Here is a 25,376-nt window from a genome sequence, read left to right as displayed (position 1 = left end):
TTACCCTGGGGGAAAAAGGCCGGCCCTAAGAGAGCTTCTTTCGCCGGTTTCTTAGGCACGCTTACGCCTGGAAGGGGTGCGGAAAGCCAAAAAGAGGCTTCTGCGTTCTCGTATCCTCTTTTACGTGGAGTCTTGAGTCCATAGGGGGGAGGCTATCCCCTCCTTGATCCCTTGGCATTACAGGTGGATGAGCGTAACCGCGCGGACGTCGGGTACCTCGGCAATGGTACGCAAGACCTCCACCGGAGGCTCATGGTCGAGGTTAAGCACGCTTACAGCGTCGCCTCCAGGCTCGGGCCGGGCCAGGGACATGGCTGCGATATTGACCTTGTGCTCTCCCAAAAGCGTTCCTATCCGGCCCACAATGCCAGGCCGATCTCGATTCTCCAGGACAAGCAAAATTCCCTCCAAGGGGGCTTCCAGAGCATTGTCGTTTAACTGAACAAGCCGCGGGCGGCTCCCGTAAAGGGTCGCTGCAGCTTGCCACCGCTTGCTATTAGCGTAGGCTTCCACGCTCACGAGATCGGCAAACTCTTCCACCTCGCTCCGTTTGCTTTCGGTCACGGAAATTCCGAGGGCTCGAGCTAAGTAGGGGGCGTTGACTTCGTTGACTTCTTTTCCTCCGGCCTTTCTCAGAACTGCCTTGAGGAGGGTTCGGCTAATGGGCGTTGTGTCATACTGGTTGATGCGCCCGCTATAGGTGATGCGAAGTTCCTCGAGCCGTGGGGCCGCCCAGCGGTTCATAAAACTACCCAGTCTTTCAGCAAGCCGTAGATACGGCTGAAGAAGAGTGGCAATCTTTCGATCCATGCTGGGAAGATTGACCGCGTTGCGTATAGTACCGTGCAGTAAATAGTCACTCACCGCCTCTGCGATCTCTATCCCCACACTTTCTTGTGCCTCGCGTGTTGATGCTCCCAGGTGCGGGGTCAATAGAACTTGGGGAAGCTGGCACAAGGGAGAGTCCGGCGGAAGAGGTTCGGTTTCAAATACGTCCAAGGCGGCACCGGCAACCCGGCCCTCCTGCAACGCTTCGATCAAATCCTTTTCCACGATGAGGCCCCCCCGGGCGCAGTTGACGATCCGCACCCCTTGTTTGCAGAGCTGGAGCGTCTTTCGGTTGATGATCCCGGTCGTTTCCTCGGTTAACGGAGTGTGGAGTGTAATGAAATCTGCCTCGGCGAGAAGCTCGGCGAGGTTGTGGCAAAGTTCTACATCCATGCTTCGAGCTCGGGACAGGGAAAGGTAAGGATCATAGCCGAGAACTCTCATGCCAAAACTGGCAGCCCTCCGAGCCACTTCGCTTCCGATACGTCCTAGCCCGATAATCCCTAGCGTCTTATTGCAAAGCTCCACCCCTTCAAGCGCCTTGCGGTCCCATCGTCCTTGTCGAATCCAAGCGTCAGCTCGAGCCACATTACGAGCGAGCGCAAGGATAAGACAAAAGGCGTGTTCGGCGGTGGCAATCGTATTGCCACCGGGAGTGTTCATCACGACAATCCCCTTTTCGGTGGCAGCCTCTACGTCAACGTTATCGGTACCCACTCCGGCCCGGCCGATCACGCGGAGCCGCCCGCTTGACTCCAGCACGCGCCGGGTCACTTTGGTTTGGCTCCGGATAAGAAGGGCGTCAAAATTACCGACGATTGCCTCCAGTTCTTCTTCGGAAAGCCCCAGGCGAATTTCAAGGTCAAACGAACCGGCCGCCCGCAATCTCTCCAAACCCTTCTCGGAAATGGCATCGGCCACCAGTACACGGAAGATTTTCTCCATAACCGCACCTTATCGGAGGCTCGACGGGAATGTCAATGAGCGGTCAAACATGGCTTGTAGGTCAAAAAAAAGATTTTATGTTCAGAGTGTAAAATCAAGAAGGGGCAAGCCGTTCCATGATGAGCGACTCATTCTCTCGCAAGGCTCTCAAAGGGCACAAGTTACAAATCCTTTCTGAGATTAAACGCAGCGATGGGCTTTCGGTCGGGGAGCTTTGCAAGCGGGTAAAACTTTCCTATATGGGGATTAAGCAACATTGTGTGGCCTTGGAAAGAGAAGGCTTTTTGGCCACGTGTCGAAGGCCCAAGTTGGTCGGTCGCCCGGAGAAAGCCTATCGATTGACGCCTCGGGCCAACGAGTTTTTCCCCAATGAGTACACGCAGCTTACTTGCGCTATCTTACAAACCATTGCCGATTTGTACGGGCCCGCGACACCGTTAAAGATCCTTTACCGCATCTATCAGCGAGAGGGGGAACGAGCAGCCCGGGAGATCGGCGAGGTAGCTTTGGAAGAGAGGATCCGACAATGGGTGGCAATGCGAGAAGTTCAAGGATATATGCCCGAAGTCCGGCGCCCAGAGAAAGAGGGGGATTCCTGGGTCGTCGTAGAGTATCATTCGCCAATCCTTCCCATTTTGGATCTTTACCCGGTAGTCCGGGAACTGGAAAAGCGACTCTATGAGCAGGTGCTGGGGGTTCCCGTCATCCGGGAAGAGGCTCGTCCCAATGGTCTTTACCGGTGTTCCTTTTTGGTTTTTGTTCCGATGCCACCTCCTTCCATGGTTTCGGAAACGCCCCAGGAAAATGGGTGAATTCCTTCCGCGGCAGTGGGAGACTCCTGCCAGAAGCCCGTCAAAGCCAGGAAAAAAGCCAGAGGCACGATGGGAGCCAGGAGAACTCGACTCCCGGGAAAAGACCCGATCCCCCTACCCAAACCAGTTTAAGATGAGTGCCTGTCCCATGGTTTTTCACCCGGGGGCTGTCTCGGGCGTGCCGCGTCGCCCCAAAACGCCTCGTTTTTCGTATGGCCGAGCAGTTGAGTCTGGCACCTTGAAAACCAATATCCGGCAGATGTCGAGGTAATCCGCCGGGACGCGGTGGAGCAGGGGCAAGAAGAGCGGCAAAAGCTCCATGCAATAGAGAATGGGAATCTCAATTCTGTCTGCGTGCTTGGAAGACATCGCGGTGTCCATCCGGCCACACCATCGGCTCAACCATGTCCGTGGCGACGACCAGGCGGTTGTCTGTGCTATTGGATGCGGTCGGTGTTTGGGTGACTTTCGCGCCCATATCGCGCTGCGTGACTGGCCTCGGCTCCCTCTGGTAGGCGGTAAGGACAGAAGTGTGGCCACCTCAAGAGGTTTGCCCATCGCTCAAGGAGCCGGTGGAAAGAGGAGCAGTGGTCGGGTAGCTTGTTGGGCACCAGGGTTTCCGACAATAGCCCTTCTGCATTTTGATCGGTCGCAGCGACAACCGGCTGGGATGCTTGCAGGCAAGGTGTGGGCTCATCAGTATGACGGCGGCCTTGGATACAAGATGTAATCGCTCTGGGTACGATCCAAAGTGTCTAGCGGCAAACCATGGAGGCCAGCTTTTGGCCCCACAGCAACATGGAAATATGTGTGGGTCCCACAAAAAACACGCCAACGCCCAAGAGTTGGAAGGTCAATCTTCCATAAGCCCAAGGGTCTTGCGTTAGCTACGTTAACTTACTCAAGTTTTTGCCCTTTGTAGGTGCAAGTCAAGGATTTATGGAAAAGTGTGTAGGGCCGATATGGAAATCGGTTGGGAATCCATGCATTTAGGCAGGAGAGTGCCATGTGCCGCAGGTTGTGGGCATGTATGTGCACGAGCCTTGTAGCTATCGCAACGGAAAGGTGTACCGGCAGGTGGGGGTTCGGCCGTCGGACCGGGTGGCGAAAAAAGGCGAAGAGAAGGAATTGGGCCAATGGGGCCGGCTCCCGGTTGAAACGCAAAAGCTTGTTCGCGGAAGTGTAAAAAGGGCAGAAGCTTGTCCCCCTGGAGGGCTTACAGGTTGGGACGAGGCGTTCGATGATGGGGGCTTAGGGGTACGGGAAGAGGTATCGCGAACGGGAATTTTAGAGGCATTCTTTGGAGTAGCAAGAACAAAGTAGGAGGGGGTTAAGATCGGCAAAGGGATTTTGAGCGAGATGATGATAACTCCCTCAAAAACAAGACGCCGAATCCCACGCTTTGGCAAGCTACGCGAATTTCAAACCGTGACGTATTGCCTCGATTGCAGCGATATCGATCTTTCTAATCCGCATCCTTGGATTGAACACGCCCATGGCAGCGGCCGGATCGGGGTCGGTGAGTGCCTCCTCCATGAGGGCTATCAGTGTTATTTGCTAGGCCACTCCCCTCTTGTCCTTGAACCAGGCGTATACGCTTTGTTGGCTGCCATTGCCGACGTTCGCATGGCAAAATAGCGATCGGTTTCGGCCTGGTCAGTTGGCGCCGCGTAAAACCAAAAACTTTCGCTGTGGGTAAGCTCAGGTCCGCCATTGAGCCCTAGGCACGGGACACCCATGACAGTGAACTCCACGGTGAACATGGCCCCTGCTTTCCCCGAAGGAAACTCTCCCGGAGCACGGAGGAAAACGCCGACAGACGAGTCTGGAAAGGCGTCGGCATAAAACCGCCGCATCTTCGGCGCCACGATCATACCAAAGGCACATCCTATTCTTTGGCGGCGTTGTTACATTGCTTCCCCTTTGCATTTCTTTTTGCCCGCTCTATCCAGCTTTTGCTCCTGTCCCGAAAGCAGAGGCAGCGCGCCGAGTGATTCACCGGCAGGCCTGGCGATAACGGGAACGCTCCTCCAGGGCGTCTTAAGGACAAACTTCGGGCCAAACGCACCCAAGCCATTCTTTTCCCGTCAAGGCCTATTCCGATTCCATTTTTTCCGGCGATGCACCCCTTTCGTTTCCTTACCTCACCGATTCATCTTCTTTTTGGAGCGAGTGCGAATTCGATAGTTGGTCCGGAGGTCCGAGCCCATTCGTAGCCCAATCGCCGTCACCTGGGTCCGCAAGCACCCGGTGCGAGAGCCGCTTGTTTGATACCTCCATCCCCCAAGGTCTCATCAGACGTTGCCACCTCCGGTAGTCTTTCACCCGCTTTTTCATGATGGGTCTACTTCTGCTCGGCTTCTTGCCGCCCTGTGGCACACACCCGCTCGGTCCATTCCCTCGGCCTTTCTTCTCATCTTGGTGCCGGACTGGCGCATAAATGCCGCACAGGCGCCCATACGGCAAACCGAGGATGCAAACCCATTCCATCAACATAATGGCACTCTCCTTGAACCGGCAGTGGCAAGCTTCCGCTGGCATGCTGCTGTAGGTTGCTGCCGGCTCAATTGCTCGATGGTTTTCTTACCGTCCTTGATTCCTTCTCGGGTCTCTTCGGAAGAATGTCCACTACATCGTGGACGTTTCTGGGGCCATGGGCGAGAGGCTATTAGGCGAATCAATCACGTGCTAAAGGTATTTTTGGCTGCATCCGGCCCGAAACCAGGTACCAATTCCCACACGTCGTGGCAGGGATTTGGGGGCGATGCGTTTTCTCTGCTGTCCGCTTTGCCAGTCGTGCTGCCAAAGGCCCTTTTTCTGTTCAATTTTTCGAGCGGTCATCGGCTAATTGAGCCTATGGGAGCCAACGACGGCCCCGGAGCCTGACCGCCCGTTACCGGCTATAAGCCCGCCAAAGGCATAGCTTCCGTAGACCTATCCAAAAGGTGGGTTTTTGCCTATCCCTTGGGATAGTTTTTGAGGGGCCTCCCAGAAGGACGCACGAGCGCTCGGTATCGTGCGTCATGACTTACCAATCCATATCTTTTGTTGAGGGAGCTCTTGAGGCTCGAAGTCTTAGCCAAGCGTGGGAGATCGAGGCTGGGTACCGGCTCCGTCATCGGGTGTTTTGCGAGGAGCTCCGGTGGGTGCCGCCCTCTCCGGAGGGGCTGGAGCGCGATTGCTACGATGCGTTGGGTTTTCCCTTGGGGATCTTTGACCCGACCGAAAACCTGGTTGGCTATGTTCGGATGCTTCCTCCGGAGGCACCGTTTATGATCGAAAAGGAATTTGCCTGCCTTGTGGGTTCGGGCTGGGAGTTGTGCAAAGGAAAGGATACCGCCGAGATCACGCGCCTGGCCGTGCATCCCGACGCCCGCGTGGAGGGACAATCACGCCGAAAAATCGCCTTGTGCCTCTACAAGGCTGTCTATCAGTGGGCGCTAGCAAATGATATTCGTTATCTTTTGCTTGAGGTGGAACCCACCTTTTTTCGAGCGTTGCGCGCATGCGGTTTTCCATGCCAACCCTTGGGTGAGCCAAAAAGGATCCCTCCTGCTTTGACCGAATCGATGGCCGCACGGATTGACTGCGAGGAGTTCCGTCGAAGGATGGCAAAAAACAATCCGGGCTTTTTGGAGTGGATGACCCATGCAACCCAACCGGCTGGTAAAAGCCTGCGGTGGTCAGCAAGTGCGGCAGCCTGACTTGCGAGTTGAAGCGTTGTTTTGCTTTTTTGTGTGCGACTGGAGGGTGCATGGAAGGACCCTAAGAAGGTGGGGGGTATTTTCTTCACGGGCTTTTAGCCCGTGACCACCAAGGTTAAGAGGATACCGAAAAAAACAAAAGTTCCGACTGCCCAGGTATCGTAGCCTGAAGGCGAGTGATCCTAAGCGATTTCGTTGTGGGTTGTACTTGCCCCTGATTGTGACAAGGGGAGGAGTCCCATCCCGGGCGTCGAGTTTGTGGCTAGATTCGATGGTTGGGTGAGTGGCAGCCGTCCCTTGGTCGTTCCAGGGATTTTGTTGGGATGGTCCTGTAAGGGTCAACCCGAGCGTTCCTTGGGTTCAACGAGAGTGAATCCCCCATCGGGAAACCGCTTGTGAGAAGCGTTTTTTTCTACACCGCCTCTTATTTTCAGGTGGCATCTTCTGCCCGAGAAAGTAGGGCCGCAGGAATTTCTTGTGGCGCAAGGGAGCAAAAATCATTTGCTCAGCTGCACAAGCAAGGATTTAGTTACTACGACTTTGGCGGAAAATTCTTGTACTCAAAGGAGGCTCCATGTTTCCGTTGCCGTCCCATGAGCAGCGGGTCGCGGAGCTTTTCCTCGAGCGACTCCGCTGTTATCTTACCCAGATCGGTCGTCTCGGCTTCCCACCGGTGCGTTTAAGGATTCGAAAACGATGCGGGGAAGGAATTTTGGGAGGGTTCGCTGAGGTACCTCGCGCTGAAGCGGCCTACCTTTTTTCCCGAGAGGTACTCCAGGCAATGGAACGCGCGGTGGAAGACCTCGCTGCGGATAGTCCCCGGGGGAGGTTTTATTTTCTGTGCGGTTCCTTTGACGACTTTTTTCCCTATCGAGAACGCTACGTACAGCTAGCCCAGCGACTGGGTACCGTAAGGGTATTTGGCTCAGGCGATGTTCCCGAGGATTGTCCGGGAATTGAATTTCTCACGTGTGATCCTCGCAAGCTTTCTCGGTATCGGCTGGTGCTTTTGGAAGGACCGAAACGCCACGCAACAGTTTTTTGCCGGCGCGCTCTGACCGGTAGTTGCAGCGACGGGAAGGAAGTTTTTGTGGGTTTCTATAGTGTCAATCCCATCATGACAAGTTTTCTCCGGTGGTGGGTTCAGATTGTTCCCTGTGGGGTAGAACGGGTGCTGGAACAGTGGGAAAAGCCACTGCTTTTACCCGAAGTAAGTCCCGCCGAGCTTGAGAGATTTTTGCGAGAGTGTAATGGGCGGTAACCCCTGAAGGCGAAGGCACCCACGGTGGAAAGTTTCCAACAAAACGCCAACGACCGGCTAAGTTCCGGGTGTTCCCTCTTTCCCTCCCTGGAGACAGCTCGATGGTTTCATTTTCTTGGGATTTGCGGTACGGCGATGGGTTCGGTCGCCGCCATGCTCCACGAGCGGGGCTTCCGGGTGACCGGGTCGGATGAGAACCCCTATCCACCGATCTCCACTTTTCTTGAGAGCCACGGGGTCTGTGTATTTCGAGGGTATAGGGCCGAAAATCTCCCTTCCGATCCGAATGCATGGATTGTGGTAGGTAACGTGATCAAACGGGGTAACCCAGAGTTAGAGGAGGTACTCCACACCAAGCGCCCCTATATCTCGCTACCGGAGGTGTTGCGGTTTTTCTTTCTTGTGGGAAAGCGCAATCTTGTGGTCACCGGAACGCATGGGAAAACGACCACTTCTTCTCTTTTGGCTTGGATTTTTGAGCAGGCCGGGATGAAGCCATCGTTTCTCATCGGTGGGATTCCCGCTAACTTTGGGTATGGATGTCGCCTAGAGCAGAGCCCTTTCTGGATCCTGGAAGGCGACGAATATGACACGGCTTTTTTTGATAAGCGGAGCAAATTTCTCAACTATCTACCGGAAACGGTTCTGATCAATAATATCGAATTTGATCACGCCGATATTTTTCCTGATCTCTCAGCGATCGAAGAATCCTTCCGGCGACTCCTTCGGCTTTTGCCTCGGAGTGGGTGGCTCGTGATGAACTGGGATGATCCTCGAGTTAGAGCTTTAGCTTCTCACTCTCCGGCTCCTGTCGTACGGGTCGGTTTTTCTCAAGGAGCCGATGTTCGGATTGAAGATCCGCAAATGGATCCCGGGGGAAGCTCCTTTTGTCTGGGAAAGACGGTCTTTCGGATGGGTCTTTGGGGGGAACATAACATTCGAAACGCGGCGATGGCCGTAGCCGCAGCCAGGTGTTACGGAATCTCTTGGGAGACCTGCCAGGAAGCTGTGAAAAGTTTTCGTGGGGTTCGCCGGCGCCAGGAAGTCGTCGCTCAAGTGGCCGGAATCACGTTGATCGATGACTTTGGCCATCATCCTACGGCGATCTGCCAAACATTAGCTTCGTTGCGAAAGCGCTTTCCCGGAAGAAGACTTTGGGCACTTTTTGAGCCACGAAGCAATACAACCCGCAGGAAGATTTTTCAAAAAGAGCTGGCCGAAGCTCTTTCCGAAGCTGATGGTGTGGCGATCGCAGCCGTCCACCGGGCCGCAGAACTTTCCCAAGAGGAGCGGCTGGATCCCCAACAGTTGGTCAGCGAGCTTCGAAACAGAGGGAAAACGGCATTTCATCAACCCGACGTTTCGGGTATCGTAGGGGAGCTCTTACCCCTGCTAGCGCCCGGGGATGTGGTTGTGACCTTTTCCAATGGCGCGTTTGATGGGGTCCATGAACGGCTAAAGGAACGGCTAGGATCCCAGTGATTTCTGCTCGAAACCCCTTCCGTGTCAGGATGACTCACCCGTGGGTAGCTTTGACCCATTCCGGCTACCCGATGGCACGGGACGAGGCTCGGGTGGCAACGGGAAAGTTATTGGTATTCAAAGGGAAAAAAAACGGCCTGGGCGGCTGGAACGGAATGTGCACAAGGAGGAAAGTGCTATGGCACATATTCTAGGAATCGATCTTGGAACCACCAACTCCTGCATGGCGGTCATGGAGGGTGGGCAGCCTGTGGTACTCGAAAATGCCGAGGGCTACCGCACGACACCCTCGATGGTGGCCTTTACCAAGACAGGAGAACGACTGGTGGGCCATGCTGCGAAACGGCAAGCCATCGTAAACCCCAAAAACACGATCTATTCGATCAAACGCTTTATCGGCCGGCGCTATTCGGAGGTGCAAGAGGAGATTAAGCGCGTTCCTTACAAGGTGATTGAAGGACGCAACGGGGAATGTGCCGTAGAGGTAGAGGTAGGGGGCCAAAGGAAAGTCTACACCCCGCAGGAGATTTCTGCGTTCATCTTAATGAAACTCAAAGCGGATGCGGAAGCCAAGCTAGGTGAAACGATCACTCAAGCGGTCATTACCGTACCGGCCTACTTTAATGATAGCCAACGCCAGGCAACTAAGGACGCAGGTGCAATCGCTGGGCTGGAAGTTTTGCGGATTATTAACGAGCCAACTGCGGCCGCGCTCGCCTACGGGCTAGACAAGAAAAGGGACGAAAGAATTGCCGTTTTCGACCTGGGGGGTGGAACCTTCGATATTTCCATTCTGGAGATCGGTGAGGGGGTGTTTGAGGTAAAGGCGACCAATGGGGATACCCACCTGGGGGGTGATGACTGGGACGCTGCGATCATGGATTGGATCATCCAGGAGTTTCTTGCAGAAACGGGGATCGATCTGCGTCGCCAACCGGATGCGATGCAACGTCTGAAGGAGGAGGCTGAAAAGGCGAAAATTGCCCTTTCTTCCGTGCTCGAGTATGAAATTAACCTTCCTTTCATTACCGCAGATCAAACCGGGCCGAAACATATTCAGAAGAAGCTCACCCGGGCGAAACTGGAACAGCTAACCGAGCACTTAGCGGAACGAACGATTAAACCGGTGATGGACTGCCTGGCCGACGCGAAACTGCGCCCAGAAGACATCAACGAATTGGTTTTGGTCGGGGGCATGACCCGAATGCCCAAAATCCAGGAGGTGGCCCGAAGGCTCATTGGGAAGGAGCCTCACAAGGGTGTGAACCCGGATGAGGTGGTAGCCGTGGGTGCGGCGATCCAAGCGGGTGTGTTAAAAGGGGAGGTTCGGGACGTTCTTTTGCTGGATGTCACTCCCCTCACGTTGGCTATCGAGACGGCCGGAGGAATTGCCACACCCATGATCCCCCGGAATACCACGATTCCCACACGGAAAAGCCAGATCTTTACAACCTACTCCGATAACCAGACCAGTGTGGAGATCCGCGTGGTGCAGGGCGAGCGCCCGATGGCGAGGGATAACAAATTATTGGGGGTGTTCCATTTGGATGGGATTCCTCCAGCGCCGAGGGGTGTGCCTCAAATTGAGGTGACCTTTGATATTGACGCCAACGGGATTCTACACGTTTCAGCACGGGATTTGGCCACTGGAAAGGAACAAAAGATTACCATTACGGGCTCCACTGGGTTATCCCGAGAGGAGATCGAACGCATGACTCGAGAGGCTGAGGCATATGCCGAGCAAGACCGACGAGCCAAGGAGCTAGCTGAAACGAAAAATATGGCAGACAATGCGGCATATGCAGCCGAAAAGCTTTTACGTGAGCATGGGGACAAGGTGGATTCTAGCCGGAAGCTAGACATTGAGAATGCCATTGCCCGGGTACGGCAGGAGATCCAGCAGGGCAACGACGTCGCTACCTTGCGGCGGCTGATGGAAGAATTGAACCAGAAAGTCCAGGCGGTTTCGGCGGAGATGTATCGAGCTGCAGCCTCGCGAGCAGGTTCGCCGGGTGGGGGTGCGTCAGCAGGGAGTTCGGGTTCCACTTCTGGTGTCTCGAAAGGGGACGTGATCGATGCCGATTTTGAGATGGTGGACAAAGACAAGGACAAAGGCAAAGGATAGGGGAAAACTGAAACGGAAAAGCTTGGGTCAAAATGTTGGATCCCGCCCCCCTGCTGGGGGTGGCGGCCATCAAACCATCGGTAGAACGACAAGCTACGGAAAGGAGGAAATCCTATGGCAGAACCGAAGATCCGCCCGTTGGGAGATCGGGTTCTGGTGAAACTCATCGAGGAGCAGGAGGTTCGAAAAGGTGGGATTATCATTCCCGATACCGCCAAGGAGCGACCTCAAGAGGCCGAAGTCATTGCGGTTGGACCCGGCCGGTTGGATGACTCGGGGAAGCGGATTCCCATTGAGGTCAAGAAGGGAGATCGGGTCCTAATCAGCAAGTACGGAGGCACTGAGGTTAAAATCGACGGGGAGGCTTACCAGATTCTCCGTGAGGACGATATCCTTGCGGTTCTGGAATGAGGGTAAAGGGTAACCAACGTCGATTAGCAACAAAGGAGGGAGACATATGCCTGCAAAACAATTGATCTTCGACGAAGCGGCTCGTCACGCCATTTTGCGAGGCGTGGAGAAGCTAAGCAAGGCGGTCAGTTGCACGTTGGGTCCGTGCGGCCGAAACGTCATCTTGGACAAAAAGTTTGGCAGCCCGACCATCACCAAGGACGGGGTGACGGTTGCCAAGGAGATCGAGCTTGAGGATCCATGGGAAAATATAGGCGCGCAACTCGTCCGCGAGGTTGCCTCGAAAACGAGTGACGTTGCGGGGGATGGGACGACCACCGCTACGGTGCTTGCCGAGGCGATTTACCGGGAAGGGCTCAAAAACGTGACAGCGGGAGCCAATCCCATGGAGCTTAAACGAGGGATTGATCGGGCTGTTCAGGCTGTCGTGGAAGAGCTCGGCCGGATTTCCCGGAAGGTGGAAACCAAGGATGAAATCAAACAAGTGGCTACGGTCTCGGCCAACTGGGACACCTTCATCGGGGAGATTATCGCGGATGCTCTGGATAAGGTAGGGAAGGACGGGACCGTCACGGTCGAAGAAGCCAAAACCATTGAAACAACCCTCGAAGTAGTCGAGGGGATGCAGTTTGATAAGGGGTATATCTCCCCCTACTTTGTCACCAACCCGGAGGAACTTGAGGCAGTCTTAGACGATTGCTACATCTTGGTTCACGAAAAGAAGATCTCTAGCCTCAAGGATATCCTCCCCTTGCTAGAAAAGATCGCCAAGGCGGGCAAACCTCTCCTTGTCATTGCTGAGGACGTAGAAGGGGAAGCGTTGGCCACGCTGGTGGTCAATAAGCTGCGCGGCACGCTTCAGGTGTGCGCGGTCAAGGCCCCTGGTTTTGGCGAGCGGCGCAAAGCGATGCTCGAAGATATTGCCGTGCTGACGGGAGGGAAATGCCTGACCGAGGATCTTGGGATTAAACTAGAAAACGTGCAGCTCGAAGACCTGGGCCGCGCGAAGCGTGTCCGAGTGGATAAGGACACCACGACAATCATCGAAGGATACGGTAAACCCAGTGCGATCCAAGGCCGGATCAATCAGATTCGCAAGCAGATCGAAGAGACAACTTCCGACTACGATCGAGAGAAGCTCCAGGAAAGGTTGGCAAAGCTTGCGGGTGGGGTTGCCGTGATCCATGTGGGAGCCGCCACGGAAACGGAGCTCAAGGAGAAAAAGGCTCGGGTTGAGGATGCTCTCCATGCGACGCGGGCGGCGGTCGAGGAGGGGATCGTGCCCGGCGGTGGAGTGGCTCTTCTGCGGTGCCAGTCGGTAGTAGAGCGGCTCGATCTTACGGGCGATCAAAAGGTCGGAGCCCAGATTGTTGCCAAGGCTCTTGAATTCCCCCTCCGCATCCTGGTCGAGAATGCGGGAGGCGAAGGGAGTGTGATCGTCAACCAGGTCCGGGCTCGTCAAGGATCGGAAGGGTACGATGTCGCGAAAGGACAGTTTGTGGATATGATCAAAGCCGGCATCGTGGACCCGACCAAAGTCACACGGACCGCCTTGCAGAACGCTGCTTCCATCGCGGGGCTACTATTGACTACGGAAGCTATGGTTTCGGAAATCCCGGAAAAGGAAAAGAAGCAGACCGGTGGTCCAGGTGGCGGCATGGGTGACATGGAGTACTAAAAGCGATACCCTCCCAAAGTCTTCCCACCTCGCCGAAAAAGAGACGGGCGGGAAGGACCGTTAGCCGCTAGACCAGCGGTAGGGGTTGGACCGGGCAAGCCAAAAACTTGCCCGGTTTTTTCTTGCTCGCCGTCGAATGGAGGAGCTTCTCGGGACCAGACCCCGTCAAGAGGATGTACCAGCAAGTCCTTCCCTTTTGGAGAAAAAAGGATGCCGTTTTAGCTGACCATCCGTTCCCCAAAAGGTTTCCACTGCCTGAAACCCTCGCGCCGTATGTATGCCGGCAAAAGCTCCCTACCTTCGGGGTGTTCTTGATCCCGCACGCACCCGGGCGTGATCTCTGAAAACCGAAAGCCTTGCGATCAGACGTAAGCCTAATGCCCCGTTTTTCTGACCAAGTGTTCTTCCAAGGAAGGCGATCCTTTCAAAGATTCCCTCCGGTAGGTGCAGGCCCTTCCCATTTTTGGACAGGATGGGCCCAACAGCGCCTGCCTCAGACAAGACATCCCCTTTTTTGCCCTTTTCCAAGGGTCTTTCGCGCCGTCCCCTCGGTCCGTCCGGGGGCAAGAAAAAGCCTTGCCCCCTTTGGGGGTCAATTTTTCCCTTAGCTAATCTGACAAGCTCCAACAAACTCCAAGGACGCGGTCGCACCTTCCGCCACTTAGAGTCCCTTTCGAAGGTCGGAACCCGGGATAAATCGAACGGTCTTGGAAGCTTTGATTTTGATTTTTTCGCCGGTTTTGGGATTCACACCGGTCCGGGCTTTCCGTGTAACGACCTTAAAGGTGCCAAACCCAATGAGCTGTACACGACCGCTTTTTTTGATGCCCGTTTTTAAGGCTTGAATGACTGCGTTGACCGCTCGTTCGGCTGCTACCTTTGTTGTATCTTTCCCGAGGGTCTTCTGTACGAGTTCTACTAAGCCTGCACGACTAAGACTCATGATGTTTTCGCCTCCTCTTCCACCCGTTTTGACTGGTGTCATGTTTGAGGTACTGGACGGCACATTGCCGGAAGGCCGCTTCTTCCGGACTTGTGCCCGCCGAGGATGGGAACCGCTGAGAAGCTTTCGTTCCTTTGATTACGCAGAAGCTTGAGCCGTTCCACCCCGCCGTTTCTCCAATTTATTGGAACAATAACTTTCTCGGACATTCTCGGTGCTGTCAAGAGAGCAAAGCAGGAGCCAATCGTTTTTGCTTTAGGGAATTTCAAGGCGTTCGGGTGCCGAGGTCAGGTTCTCAATCCCCTCTTTTCGGATCCACACCACGTCCTCCAGTCGTACTCCGCCCAGCTCCGGATAGTAAAGACCGGGCTCAACTGTCACCACGTTTCCTTCGTGAAGGGTGTCGGAACCAAAACGGGGCGGCTCGTGAATCTCCAGTCCCAGCCCGTGGCCTAGTCCGTGAAAAAATCCTACCCAGCGACCTTCTCGCTTTTCCGTCGGGTATCCTTGCTCTTGGAACCACTGCACCAGCTCGCGCTGGAGCTTGGCTCCATCCACTCCGTCTTTCAACTGCCTCAAGATCCGGCGCTTCCCCTCGGCCACCGTGTGGTAAAGCTTTCGTACTCGCCCCGGTGCTCTTCCTTTGACCACGGTTCGGGTCAAGTCCCCATAATAGCCCGTAGAGGAATCGCGGGGAAAAATGTCCAAGACGATAGGTTCCCCTGCTGGAAGAGGCCCGCTGCCGCGTTCATGAGGATCACAGGCCTGTTTTCCACCCGCTACAATCGTGCCCCAAGGCATTCCTCCCTGCTCCACAATGACGGCCTCGATCTCGCTTCTCAGTCGCTCGGAGGTAAGAACCCCTCCTCGCCAGCGCAGCCGGTTGTCTTTTCCAATGGTCGCCCGCTCCAAAATCTCCAAAGCACGTTTCAGTCCCGCCTCCGCCATGCGGACTGCCTGAAGGATATGCTCGACTTCCTTCTCAGTTTTAATGGCGCGACCCGGAAAAAACGGAGATGGCCCGACCCGCACTTTGAGACCCTTTCTCCGTAAAGCATCGGCGAGAGCTACGGGAAAGCTGGGTGGCACCAGGATGGATCGAAAACCAAATTTCCGACTTACAGCCAGAATCAAGGCTACCGGACTATGCCGTTTCTTTTCCGAAGGGAGAATCTCTTCTGTGGCGAGCACATGCTGCACGCTGCAAAGCCGACGCGCACGATCGACTTCCAGCCGGGAAAACGCGGCGAATGTCTCGCCGTTTTTTTCCCACCAAAGGAAGGGGTCCGGTACCAGGATTCGGGTTGCATAAAGCATATCGGCGTTGGTTTCACTGGCAGCGTAGAGCAGTCGCACAAGCTTCATTTTTGCCTCACAATGACTGTCTTTTTGCGAGTTTTTTCTCTAAAGAGTATCCCTTCTTCACAAGAGCTCATGATGCGCAAGGAGCCAAACCCAGGAAGGCTTTTTTGCCTATCGCGAGCAAGGGTTGTTGCCAAGAGGCTCAAATATAGCAACACAGGAGGTTGTTCGTGGCAAAATATCCCAACGAAGTTGAGTGCGTGGGCCAAGCGGCAGGGTGTTGGTTACAAGAAGGCGTAGCGGATGTGGAAGGAGGGATGTTTGCCTCTTCCCGCAGCATAGTTGCCGAGCGCGCGGCGGTAATCGTGCATGCAGAGGCGGTACCAACCGATGCAGTGGCTCGCTCTACGCGCGGGTGTGCAAGCGCCGATGAAAAAAGCGGATTGAGACAGACCATCGGCTTGGGTTTTCCCAGTTGGCTCTCAAGCCAACCGTTGCCGACAATACAGGCCGTCAAGGAGGCCAACTCCGGGATGAATAGCGATGGGAGAGGGCGCGTTTGGGGTGTCCCGTGATCCAGAGTCCGGTGTCATCCCGGTCGAGCTCCGCCGCCCGCTGATAGGCTTCGGTTTCGAAGTACTAGCAAGCGGCATTGGCCGGCTAGAGTCGATCAATCCTGGTGGTGGATCGGGAGATGAGAGGACCGACGATATCGCGCGAGCTCCTTGAGCTCATGGTTTGCTTGTGTGCCAGGCGGTACCGAAAGAGATCCACGCAGAACGGCGCTCAAACCCATTCATGAGCAATATCCCCATTTCCACATACGACAGAGGTTTGACGCTCATACCGAAGGAGGGTTTGCGTCTTAGTAGCTATGCGGCGCTCTTACTACGGGGCGGGAGGAAGCGAAATTTTTTCTGTGGGATGAGGGCTAGCATCTTCCGGAAAGAAGCCCAAGCGATCGTTCGTGCCGAGGTTTGGCTTGAGCGGCCGAGCGTCCCATGCGCTTGGGGGTGCGAGCTTAAAGGAAAGCTCGCTTTGATCGGGGAAAAAAGGCCCTAGCTCATTGGCGAAGCTAAGGAGGGGATCCGGAGATCACAAAAGGCGATCCGCAAGCTCGACGAAAAGATGGCGGGATCGAACGCCCTGCACCGAAAAAAGCGGCGGCTGGCCATCGTCCCGACCAAGCGTCACGCGTTCCTGGCTAATGAGGAGTCCCGAGCGGCTGAGTCTCTCTTTCGGTTCCCGCGGATTCTTTTCGTAAAGAGTTTTCGAAGGAAAAACAAGGGATACGGCAACCATGCACACGGGAAGGGAAGTGGCAGGCAGAGCACATTAAGCCTGTGTGTGCGCTCGGGTCGAAGGACAAGATCGACGGGAACCAGTTCTGCCCAGCGCCACGGTATCCACGGACGGGAGCCTATCGGCTTGCGCTTGCGCCTCCCAGAGGGATGGGGAAGCCTGAGTCAATAGCTTGGTTCTCAAGGGCGTACGCTTCGCCTACGGTCAGCAGGCGATCCTTCAGGCTCTCTCCCCCAGCCGGATGGTGAAGGTGTTAACTAAGAGGGGGACTCGTTCGTAGGCGAGCGGGATCTGCGCTTGACCCCTTGCTTCGTGCGGGACCGAAAAGGCGTCGCAGGTGCTGGCAACTCTTGAGGCACCGACTCGTTTCCCTGGCGACACACCGCCTCGCCGGAGCGCTCGGCATCGACAGGAACGAGAATCCTCTCGCCTTGGCCCAAATGGACCGCTTCGGCAATCGGGTGGACGTTCGTGGGATGCGATGGAATCTCTATGGTAAGGGCGAGGAAGAGGCTAAAGCGGTTTTTACTGATGCCTGCAAAAGATTGCGCAGGTTTGTGCGGAAATGGGGCAATGTGCTTGTGGTGGTCGAAGGATGGCATCTTTGCGAGAGGTAGCTCAAGCGGGAGTCGGTAGATTCCGCTCGGGTCCGCTCATTTTCTTTGCCTACCCGGAGGCAATCGGGATTACTCAAGGCGGCTTTTTTGCCGGAGCCGAGGTGATCGAAGTCGAGCCGGCCTACACGTCTGTGATCGGTGGGGTTAACGACGCGCGTCGTCATGGGACGAGTTTTTCCCAGGGCGCGGCCTCGCGCTGTTGCCCGGAGAGGATGAAAGTCTCTCCGAACGCCCATCGGTGCGGGAGGCGGTAGTGCCTACTCACCATGGCGGTCATGTCACCTTCGCCCTACCCGCAAACAATTGGATAAAGCATGTCGTTTCTATGGGGGGTTCGGGGGAGACGCAAAGCGGCGCAAGGAGCGCATGCGCGGGTGGGGGGCGAGCAACGGCCTCCCGCGCCTCTGTCCCCCAAAAACGCGGGACGGGACGCTACCTGGGCGTTGCCCGTAAAACCCCGGGACGCCAATCGTGCGGCAACACTGTTCGGCCGGCATCCGGGTCGATCTTCCCTGGTAGGGGGATGGTTGTCGATGGTTTTAGGGAAACGGTCAATGAGTGGCGCGGTTACCCTCGCTTTTGCCTATACTCGGTGTGTGAGAAGAGGAAAGCTTTCTTTTTGCGTCCTGTCTTTTGAGATGGACCGGCTGGGTTTGGGTCTTGCATGAGGGGAAAACTCTTTTTGGTTTGCCAGCTGAATGAGCTTATTCTTGGCTCGGACGGGTAGATTCGAGCCATCCTCCTCCAAGTGCTTTAATCAATGTCACGGTGGAAACGTAGCGTTGCCCGGCGATTTGGGCTTCGACCAACTGCGCGCTTGTCCAAGTGCGCTCTGAATCGTCGACCTCAAAATAGTCCACCAGGCCTTCCTTGAAGCGCGTGAGGGATACGTCGTATTGCTTGCGGGCTGCTTCGACGGCTCGCCGTTGAACGACCATTTGCTGGCCGAGGATTCGAATACTCGAAAGGGCGTCCTCTACTTCGCGGAAAGCCTGGAGGACTTGCTGGCGGTAATCGTTCACGCTTGCTTCGTACGCGGCTCGAGCGGCCTCCAGGTTGGCGGCCAGCCGACCCCCTTCAAAGAGCGGGAAGTAAAGCGAAGGACCGATCGCCCACATTCGACTGGACCAGGAAAAAAGATTCGAAAGTTGTACACTTTCAAATCCTCCACTACCCGTCAGGCGGATGGTGGGGAAAAAGGCGGCAGTGGCCACCCCGATCTGGGCGTTGGAAGCCGCCATTCGGCGTTCGGCGCCTGCCACGTCAGGTCGCCTCTCAAGGAGTTCCGAAGGAAGGTAGGCTGGCACGGGCGGAGGATCCTTATCCATTTCGAGAGGATGGAACGGGAGTTGAAAGGACGAAGCCGGGCGTCCCAGGTCCAGAGCAATGGCATTTTCCAATTGTGCCCGCGTGACTTTGAGCCCGATGAGCTGGGACTCCACGGTTTCCTTTTCCGTTTGCGCGCGCGCCAGATCGAGCTCGTTGGCCAATCCGCCTTGAAATCGAGCGCGCACCAGCTCAAGGTTTCGCTTAACCGCTTCGAGAGTTCCTTGAAGTGCTAGGATCTGGGCATCAATGGCACGCAGCGTGTAATAGTTGTTAGCGACATCTGCGTGCAGGGTGAGGAGAACCGTCTCATAGTCTGCCTGACTTGCTTGGGCCAGTGCCTGGGCTGCCTCAAAACTTCGCCGGATGCGTCCCCAAACATCTAGCTCGTAGAGAGTGTCAAGGGCTGCCCGAAAGTCGTTGGCATAGGGCGAGAATCTCCCTTTCGGAAAAAAGGGCTGGTTTGGAGAAACTCTTTCCCGCACAAAGGAGCTATTCAAGTCAAGGTTGGGAAAGAGCGAGCTCAGAACCGAAAGCGCCTGGGCCCTGGCCACCAACACACGGTGGGCAGCCGCAAGCAGGGATTGGTTCTGTAGGGTCGCCTCGCTTTCCAGAGCATCCAATTGAGGATCCCGAAAGACGCGCCACCAGGTGCCTTTGGCAATCCCGTCTTGCGGGGTGGCGACTTTCCATTTGCCTTGGTTTGCACCGGGGCCATTCTTTGAGGAAAGAGAACCAGGTTGCCATTTCCACTTTTTCGGGACGGGAGCTGCGGGTCGCTGGTAGTCCGGACCTACGGCACACCCAGGAAAACCAAGGGACAGAAGAAAAAGCAAAAGCCATAGATTAGCTTTTTCTTTCTGGGAGAAAGACATAAAAGCACCCATGCTTTTATCAACCCCCTTTGGATGAGTCTAGTCTATCCTCGTGAGGGAAATCGGGATAGCCTAGTTCCCAAGGGGTGCACCTACTTGGGAAGAGTCCCCAGAAAAGAGAACGACAATGTTTTCGGATCGGCTATGTCTTTTACCACGACCGAAACAAAAGAGGATGTGCTTTGGATTGCGGGAGCCCGGACTCATAACCTTGCCGGGATTGAAGTCGCGATTCCTCACGGTCGGTTGACCGTGATTACGGGGCCGAGCGGTTCCGGGAAGTCTTCTCTTGCTTTCCACACCCTGTATGCCGAGGGGTACCGGCGGTACGTGGAGACGTTTTCTCCCTATACCCGCCAGTTTTTGGAGCGGCTTCCGAAACCGGACCTCGACAAAATCGAAGGAGTCATCCCGGCGATTGCTGTGGAGCAGGGGAAGATTGTCAAAAGTTCGCGGAGTACGGTTGCCACGCTTACCCAGATTTTGGATCTTCTCAAAATCCTTTTTTCTCGGTTGGGGGTAGCATTTTGCCCTCGATGCAGCCAGCTTTTGCGGCCCAAGGGGCCGAGAGAGATTACGGAAGAGCTCCTTGCGTGCGGGAAGAGTGAAGAAGCCATCGTGTTATTTCCGATGACCCTTCCGAAAGATTCGGTTTGGGGGGAGGTGTTTACTTTTCTTCAGGCGCAGGGGTTTGTGCGGATCTGGTGGCAAAATCGGCTCTGGCGGGTGGACGAGACCCCACCGGAAGGTGATCCTCCCCTAGAACTTTGGATCGTTGCGGACCGTTTCTTGGTGAAAGAGAGCTTGCGATCGCGCATCTCTGATTCCCTGGAGCGAGCTTTGGAGCTTGGCAAGGGGCGGGTGGATGTGCTTCTTCGCGAGGGGGAATGCCCATGGCGGCACCAGCGTTTTGCTTCCCGGTGGGTTTGTGCCACCTGCGGATATGACCAGCTTCCCGAGCCCCAGCCTTCCCTTTTTACGCCTCATCACCCTTTAGGAGCCTGCTCGAGGTGTCAGGGTTTTGGGCGGACGGTCGATTGGGACTGGGCGAAAGTGGTCCCGGACCCCTCGCTTTCCTTGCGCCGGGGTGCCGTTGCACCTCTCCGGTCGTCCCGGGCTTCCGGCTGGTGGGACAAAATGCTAGCGGCCTGCCGCAAGCGCGGGATCCCTATCCATGTTCCGGTTGGCGAATTGGGAGAAAAAGAAAAGGCCTTTATCTGGGAGGGAGATGAGGCGTTTCCATCGGAAGAAAAAACCGGATGGCGTGGTGTGTTGGGATTTTTTGAATTCCTCGCAACGAAAAGCTATAAGCCTCATATTCGAATTTTTCTATCGAAATACCGCTCCTACACGCCCTGCCCGGCCTGCCAGGGAAGCGGGTTAAACGAACGCGCGTGCCAATTCCGAATCGCTTTTGGCGGGGATCGATGGTTGACGCTTGCTGACACCCTTGCGCTGACGGCAGCGGAAGCAACCAAGCTTTTTCAAGCTCTTTCCATTCCTTCTTGGGACCGGGTAAGCGAGGAGCTACGAACCGCGCTGGTTCGGAGATTGGAAGCGCTTGTCGAGGTGGGTCTTGGGTATCTTGCGCTCAGCCGGCCCTCGCGCACCCTTTCTGGAGGAGAGACCCAAAGGGTTCACTTGATTTCCTGCCTGGGGAGCGGGTTGGTGCATACCCTATTTGTACTGGATGAACCGACCGTGGGTCTCCACCCCCGGGATAGCGCGCGGCTGGTGGGAGCGTTGGAAAAATTGCGGGATGGGGGCAACACCGTCGTCGTCGTGGAGCATGATGAGGCAATCATCCGCAGGGCCGATCACATCGTAGAATTGGGACCCGGGCGGGGTTCGGGCGGAGGAAGAGTTGTTTTTTCCGGTAGTCCTGCCGAGCTCCTTCGCCATCCTAGTTCCCTTACGGGTGCCTATCTCTCAGGAAGATCCCAGGTGGCCCGTCACGGTGTTCGGGAACCGAAACCGGGCTTTTGGCTAAAACTTTCTGGCATTCGGGCCCACAACCTTTCAGGGATCGATGTCAGCTTGCCGCTGGGTGTTCTTGTCTGCCTCGTGGGAGTGAGTGGTTCGGGAAAGAGCACACTTCTCGAGCAGGGTATTATCGCCGGATTAAGCCAAAAACTTTCGCTTTCCGTGGACATCGAAAGACAGGGGAGTGTGGAGGCGGTGGAAGGTTGGGAGCACATCCGGGACGTTATCTTTGTGGATCCGGCTCCCCCCTCCCGAACCCCTCGGTCTGTGGTGGCTTCCTACGTAGGAGTGCTCGATCCTCTTCGCGAGCTTTTTGCTCGAACTGAGGAGGCACAACTCAAAGATCTTCGGGCGGTCGATTTTTCTTTTAATGCCGGCAAGGGCCGGTGTCCCCGATGCAAAGGGGCCGGTGTGGAAGAAGTTCCGATGCAGTTTCTCGCGGATGTTTTTCTGCCTTGTTCAGCCTGTGATGGCCGGCGGTTTCAAGAACCGGTTCTCGAGGTCCGCTATCACGGGCGCACAATTTTGGACGTTTTAGACTGCACGGCAGAGGATGCTCTGGATTTTTTCGAAGGAGTTGGCAAGAGAGCCGCGGAGCCAGAAAAACGATGGAACCTTCGTATTTGCGAGGGATTGGAACTTTTGCGCTCGGTAGGCCTTGGTTACCTGAAACTCGGCCAGCGCTTAAGCGAACTTTCCGGAGGTGAATCCCAAAGGATCAAACTAGCGGCGCATCTCATGCAGGGGCTCGGGCAAGAGAGGCGAGTCCCGAACCGGTCCCAAACAACGCTTCTCCTTATGGACGAACCTTCGGTGGGGTTGCACCCGGATGATCTCCAGGCGTTGGTGGCGACATTGGACCGGTTGCTCAATCTGGGTTATTCAATCGTCATTATTGAGCATAACCTGGACCTTATCCGGTGTGCGGACTGGCTTGTGGAACTGGGACCTGGGGGAGGGCCGGAAGGCGGAAAAGTCATTGCCAGTGGTCCTCCTGGAGAGGTAGCTCGCCAGCAGGGAAGCCCGACAGGGGAACTCTTGCAAAGGAAATGGCAGGAGCGCGGCGAGTCTTTGGCGAGCCCACCAGCAGTTTGGGGGTCACCGCGGCGCCCTCTTCCCTCTGGGGTCATCTCGATCCGTAACGCAACCCATCATAATCTCCAATCGGTTTCCTTGGATATTCCCTGGGGCCGCTGGACGGCTTTCTCCGGTTTGAGCGGTTCCGGCAAGTCTACACTGGCTTTTGAGCTTCTTTTTGCCGAAGGGCAGCGCCGGTACCTGGAATGTGTCAGTCCCTATGTTCGGCAGTTTGTTGAGCAGCTGGAACGACCGGAGGTAGAATCCGTGACCGGGGTCCCGCCTAGCGTGGCAGTGGAACAGCGGGCTTCCTTGGCTGGCCCTAAAAGTACCGTAGGAACCGTAACGGAGATTTATCCCTTTTTGCGGCTTCTTTATGCGAAGCTGGGACTACCTCACGATCCTAAAACCGGCGAAAGAGCACAAAAACAGACTCTGGAGGAAATCGCGCGAAAAATTGACCAACTCCTTCTCAGGACACAACGCCTCTGGGTTCTAGCTCCGTTGGTTCGGGGCCGAAAAGGATCCTACGCGAGGCTTGGTTTGTGGGCTCAAAAGAAGGGCTACCCCTATCTTTGGGTCGATGGGAGGATGATTGCGTCCGACTCGTATCAACCGTTGGCTCGTTTTCGAGAACATACTATTCATGTCGTCTTGGGAGAGCTGAATGCATCGGGCTCGCCAGAAAAAATGCGCGTATTGGTGCAGGAGGGTCTATCCTTGGGCAAGGGAAGTGTCTATACGTTGGACAGCCGGGGCAAGCTTGTCCTCTATAGCGTGCATTTTCACTGCCCAAGCACTGGGAGTTCCTTTGAGGAACTGGATCCCAGGCTTTTTTCCTTTCATTCGCCCCATGGATGGTGCCCGGCGTGCCGGGGATTTGGCGTAGAACTTTTAGGGAGACAAGAGGATCGTCTGGAAGGTTTTGGCGAACAAGGGTTGGAGGGAGTGCCGCAGACCGGCTCTGGAAGCGCTCTTTGCGAATGTTGCGGTGGCCAACGACTGAATGAACTCGCACGCCGCGTGACCTTGCCTTTGGGTGCGTGGTTGCATCCGGATGGGCCGACTCTTCCTGAGCTCTGTCGCCTCACGATCCGGGAGCTCGTGCGTTACTGGGATTCCATAAAGCTGGAAGGAACGCTCGCTCTCATTGCATCGGAAATTCACCAGCAGGTTCGGCAGCGCTTGGCTTTTCTGGAAGGCGTGGGGCTTGGCTACCTCACGCTGGATCGGCCAATGGGAACTCTTTCGGCTGGAGAATCTCAGAGGATCCGCCTGGCGGCTCAACTGGGTTCACCTCTCCAAGGGGTGCTCTATGTGCTCGATGAGCCGACCATCGGGCTTCACCCTCGAGAGTGCCAGGGGCTATTGGATGCCGTGGAAAAACTCAAAGCCCGGCGCAATACCATTGTCATGGTAGAACATGACGAGGAAGCCCTTCGAAGGGCTGACTGGATTGTGGAGCTCGGACCGGGAGCGGGAAAAGGCGGGGGTAAGATTGTGGCCGAAGGAAAATGGGACGAGCTCATAGAAAAGGATTGCGCCACGGCCCGAGCGTTTCGGCAGACTCGACGCCATCCCTTGCGAGGAGCTCGCAGACCGTGTCCTGGGGAACAAGGATGGTTACGGGTCGAGGGGGCCTGCGTGCACAATCTCAAGGACCTTGTCGTCGAGATCCCACTGGGGCGGCTCGTTGTTATTTGCGGACCTAGTGGGGCAGGAAAAAGCACGCTTTTACAGCACGTGGTATTCCCTGCGGTTTGCGGTTCCGAGCCCGGGCGGAAAAACAGGCCGAAAGGGAGGGCTCAAGAAGGATCTGGATGGAAGCGGGTGGAGGGAGCAGAACGGATCGGCGGTGTGCGGCTAGTGGATTCGGAGCCGATTGGGAAAACGCCCCGTTCGACGCCGGCTACCTACATCGGGCTCATGGATGCTCTCAGGGAATTTTTTGCCTCGCTCCCTCTGGCGCGACAGAGGGGTTATGGCCCCGGGCGGTTTTCCTACAACAATCGCGAGGGTCAATGCCCGCAATGTGGGGGATGTGGTATGCTACGGGTACAGCTGCCCCTTTTATCCCCTACCACATTGCGCTGCCAGGGTTGCAAGGGAATGCGATTTAATCCTCAAACCCTAGAGGTTCAATACCGCGGAAGGAATCTTGCGCAGGTGCTTGCCCTGACGGCGGAAGAAGCCCTGGAGTTTTTTTCGGGGCTCCCCCGGATAGAACGGAAGTTGCGGCTTTTGTGCGATGTCGGTTTGGGTTACTTGCCTCTCGGCCAGCCTAGTCCCACTCTTTCCGGGGGAGAAGCCCAGCGGATCAAGCTTGTGGCCGAGCTTGAGGCTTGGTCGGTTGCTTTTCGTATGGGCCGGTCCCGGAAAGGTTTGCTTCCTTACCTCTACCTTCTGGAAGAACCTACCATCGGGCTTCACTTGGAGGATGTGACGAAACTGCTTGCTACCCTCCAGGCGCTTGTTGATCAGGGCCACACGGTTGTGGTCGTAGAGCACCATCCGGAGGTGATCGCGGAAGCCGACTGGGTGATTGAGTTAGGCCCGGGGGCCGCAGAAGAAGGAGGGTGGATCGTCGCGAGCGGTCCTCCGGAAACAATCGTTACTGTGCCAGGCTCTCCGACTGGACCCTATCTGGAGGCCGTCTTGCAAGAGGCCTCACAGTAAAGACGCGCTTGGGGCACGCTAGTAAGCTT

The 25,376-nt window shown here is 55.8% G+C and carries 19 protein-coding genes and 1 pseudogene; 14 read left to right on the top strand and 6 right to left on the bottom strand.

The window, feature by feature from the left end:
- Positions 1–177 precede the first annotated feature (177 nt).
- Positions 178–1,773: a phosphoglycerate dehydrogenase gene (serA, locus tag KK925_RS04590; protein ID WP_174581961.1), complete on the bottom strand. Its 1,596-nt coding sequence runs from the start codon at positions 1,771–1,773 to the stop codon at positions 178–180.
- Between the two features lie 119 nt (positions 1,774–1,892).
- Here serA and KK925_RS04585 point away from each other — a divergent pair, with 119 nt between their 5' ends.
- The 3 genes from KK925_RS04585 (at position 1,893) to KK925_RS04575 (ending at position 3,908) form a co-directional block, all read left to right on the top strand.
- Positions 1,893–2,585, top strand: coding sequence for a helix-turn-helix transcriptional regulator (locus KK925_RS04585; protein WP_214096298.1), 693 nt, complete (start codon positions 1,893–1,895; stop codon positions 2,583–2,585).
- A gap of 331 nt (positions 2,586–2,916) precedes the next feature.
- Complete coding sequence (locus tag KK925_RS04580) at positions 2,917–3,315, top strand: hypothetical protein (protein WP_174581959.1); 399 nt, start codon at positions 2,917–2,919, stop codon at positions 3,313–3,315.
- Positions 3,316–3,593: 278 nt separating this feature from the next.
- Positions 3,594–3,908, top strand: coding sequence for a hypothetical protein (locus KK925_RS04575; RefSeq protein WP_174581958.1), 315 nt, complete (start codon positions 3,594–3,596; stop codon positions 3,906–3,908).
- Positions 3,909–3,995: 87 nt separating this feature from the next.
- Here the strand turns inward: KK925_RS04575 and KK925_RS11415 are convergent.
- Positions 3,996–4,514 (bottom strand): annotated as a pseudogene (locus KK925_RS11415) (VOC family protein).
- A gap of 1,094 nt (positions 4,515–5,608) precedes the next feature.
- On the opposite strand from KK925_RS11415, the gene KK925_RS04560 reads away from it, so the two are divergent.
- The 6 genes from KK925_RS04560 to groL all read left to right on the top strand — a co-directional run bounded on the left by KK925_RS04560 (position 5,609) and on the right by groL (position 13,246).
- Positions 5,609–6,289: an acyl-homoserine-lactone synthase gene (locus tag KK925_RS04560; RefSeq protein WP_174581957.1), complete on the top strand. Its 681-nt coding sequence runs from the start codon at positions 5,609–5,611 to the stop codon at positions 6,287–6,289.
- A gap of 574 nt (positions 6,290–6,863) precedes the next feature.
- On the top strand, positions 6,864–7,550 hold the full coding sequence (locus KK925_RS04555) for a hypothetical protein (protein ID WP_174581956.1): 687 nt from the start codon (positions 6,864–6,866) through the stop codon (positions 7,548–7,550).
- A 24-nt stretch (positions 7,551–7,574) separates the two neighbouring features.
- On the top strand, positions 7,575–9,032 hold the full coding sequence (mpl, locus tag KK925_RS04550) for a UDP-N-acetylmuramate:L-alanyl-gamma-D-glutamyl-meso-diaminopimelate ligase (RefSeq protein ID WP_236027853.1): 1,458 nt from the start codon (positions 7,575–7,577) through the stop codon (positions 9,030–9,032).
- A gap of 178 nt (positions 9,033–9,210) precedes the next feature.
- Positions 9,211–11,157, top strand: a complete 1,947-nt coding sequence (gene dnaK / locus KK925_RS04545) for a molecular chaperone DnaK (protein ID WP_174581955.1) — start codon at positions 9,211–9,213, stop codon at positions 11,155–11,157.
- Between the two features lie 114 nt (positions 11,158–11,271).
- Positions 11,272–11,568 carry a co-chaperone GroES gene (groES, locus tag KK925_RS04540; RefSeq protein ID WP_174581954.1) on the top strand — a complete coding sequence of 99 codons (297 nt, stop codon included), beginning with the start codon at positions 11,272–11,274 and terminating at the stop codon, positions 11,566–11,568.
- A 46-nt stretch (positions 11,569–11,614) separates the two neighbouring features.
- The gene (gene groL / locus KK925_RS04535; protein ID WP_174581953.1) at positions 11,615–13,246 is read left to right on the top strand and encodes a chaperonin GroEL; all 1,632 of its coding nucleotides are present in this window, start codon (positions 11,615–11,617) and stop codon (positions 13,244–13,246) included.
- 661 nt (positions 13,247–13,907) lie between these two features.
- Here groL and KK925_RS04530 read toward each other — a convergent pair.
- Both KK925_RS04530 and KK925_RS04525 read right to left on the bottom strand, forming a co-directional pair.
- Positions 13,908–14,189 carry an HU family DNA-binding protein gene (locus KK925_RS04530; protein WP_174581952.1) on the bottom strand — a complete coding sequence of 94 codons (282 nt, stop codon included), beginning with the start codon at positions 14,187–14,189 and terminating at the stop codon, positions 13,908–13,910.
- Positions 14,190–14,444: 255 nt separating this feature from the next.
- Positions 14,445–15,554 (bottom strand): M24 family metallopeptidase, encoded by a 1,110-nt coding sequence (locus KK925_RS04525; protein ID WP_174581951.1) that lies wholly within the window; start codon positions 15,552–15,554, stop codon positions 14,445–14,447.
- A 167-nt stretch (positions 15,555–15,721) separates the two neighbouring features.
- On the opposite strand from KK925_RS04525, the gene KK925_RS04520 reads away from it, so the two are divergent.
- Complete coding sequence (locus KK925_RS04520; protein ID WP_214096296.1) at positions 15,722–16,066, top strand: hypothetical protein; 345 nt, start codon at positions 15,722–15,724, stop codon at positions 16,064–16,066.
- 520 nt (positions 16,067–16,586) lie between these two features.
- Here the strand turns inward: KK925_RS04520 and KK925_RS04515 are convergent.
- Positions 16,587–16,793 (bottom strand): hypothetical protein, encoded by a 207-nt coding sequence (locus KK925_RS04515; protein WP_174581950.1) that lies wholly within the window; start codon positions 16,791–16,793, stop codon positions 16,587–16,589.
- Positions 16,794–17,143: 350 nt separating this feature from the next.
- On the opposite strand from KK925_RS04515, the gene KK925_RS04510 reads away from it, so the two are divergent.
- The 3 genes from KK925_RS04510 to KK925_RS04500 are packed head-to-tail and all read left to right on the top strand — an operon-like array spanning position 17,144 to position 18,078.
- Entirely contained in the window at positions 17,144–17,410 is a 267-nt protein-coding gene (locus KK925_RS04510; protein ID WP_174581949.1) for a hypothetical protein, read from the top strand.
- Entirely contained in the window at positions 17,389–17,664 is a 276-nt protein-coding gene (locus KK925_RS04505; RefSeq protein WP_174581948.1) for a hypothetical protein, read from the top strand. Before KK925_RS04510 ends, KK925_RS04505 begins: the two co-directional genes overlap by 22 nt.
- 60 nt (positions 17,665–17,724) lie before the next feature.
- Positions 17,725–18,078: a hypothetical protein gene (locus tag KK925_RS04500; RefSeq protein ID WP_174581947.1), complete on the top strand. Its 354-nt coding sequence runs from the start codon at positions 17,725–17,727 to the stop codon at positions 18,076–18,078.
- A gap of 36 nt (positions 18,079–18,114) precedes the next feature.
- Here the strand turns inward: KK925_RS04500 and KK925_RS04495 are convergent, their stop codons facing one another.
- Positions 18,115–19,623, bottom strand: a complete 1,509-nt coding sequence (locus tag KK925_RS04495) for an efflux transporter outer membrane subunit (RefSeq protein WP_174581946.1) — start codon at positions 19,621–19,623, stop codon at positions 18,115–18,117.
- A gap of 21 nt (positions 19,624–19,644) precedes the next feature.
- On the opposite strand from KK925_RS04495, the gene uvrA reads away from it, so the two are divergent.
- The gene (uvrA, locus tag KK925_RS04490; protein WP_214096295.1) at positions 19,645–25,347 is read left to right on the top strand and encodes an excinuclease ABC subunit UvrA; all 5,703 of its coding nucleotides are present in this window, start codon (positions 19,645–19,647) and stop codon (positions 25,345–25,347) included.
- Positions 25,348–25,376: the final 29 nt, after the last annotated feature.

The organism is Candidatus Methylacidithermus pantelleriae, from assembly GCF_905250085.1.
Taxonomy (GTDB): Bacteria; Verrucomicrobiota; Verrucomicrobiia; order Methylacidiphilales; family Methylacidiphilaceae; genus Methylacidithermus; species Methylacidithermus pantelleriae.
Note: the sequence above shows the minus strand (reverse complement) of the source record. Positions and strands in the feature narration are given on the sequence as shown.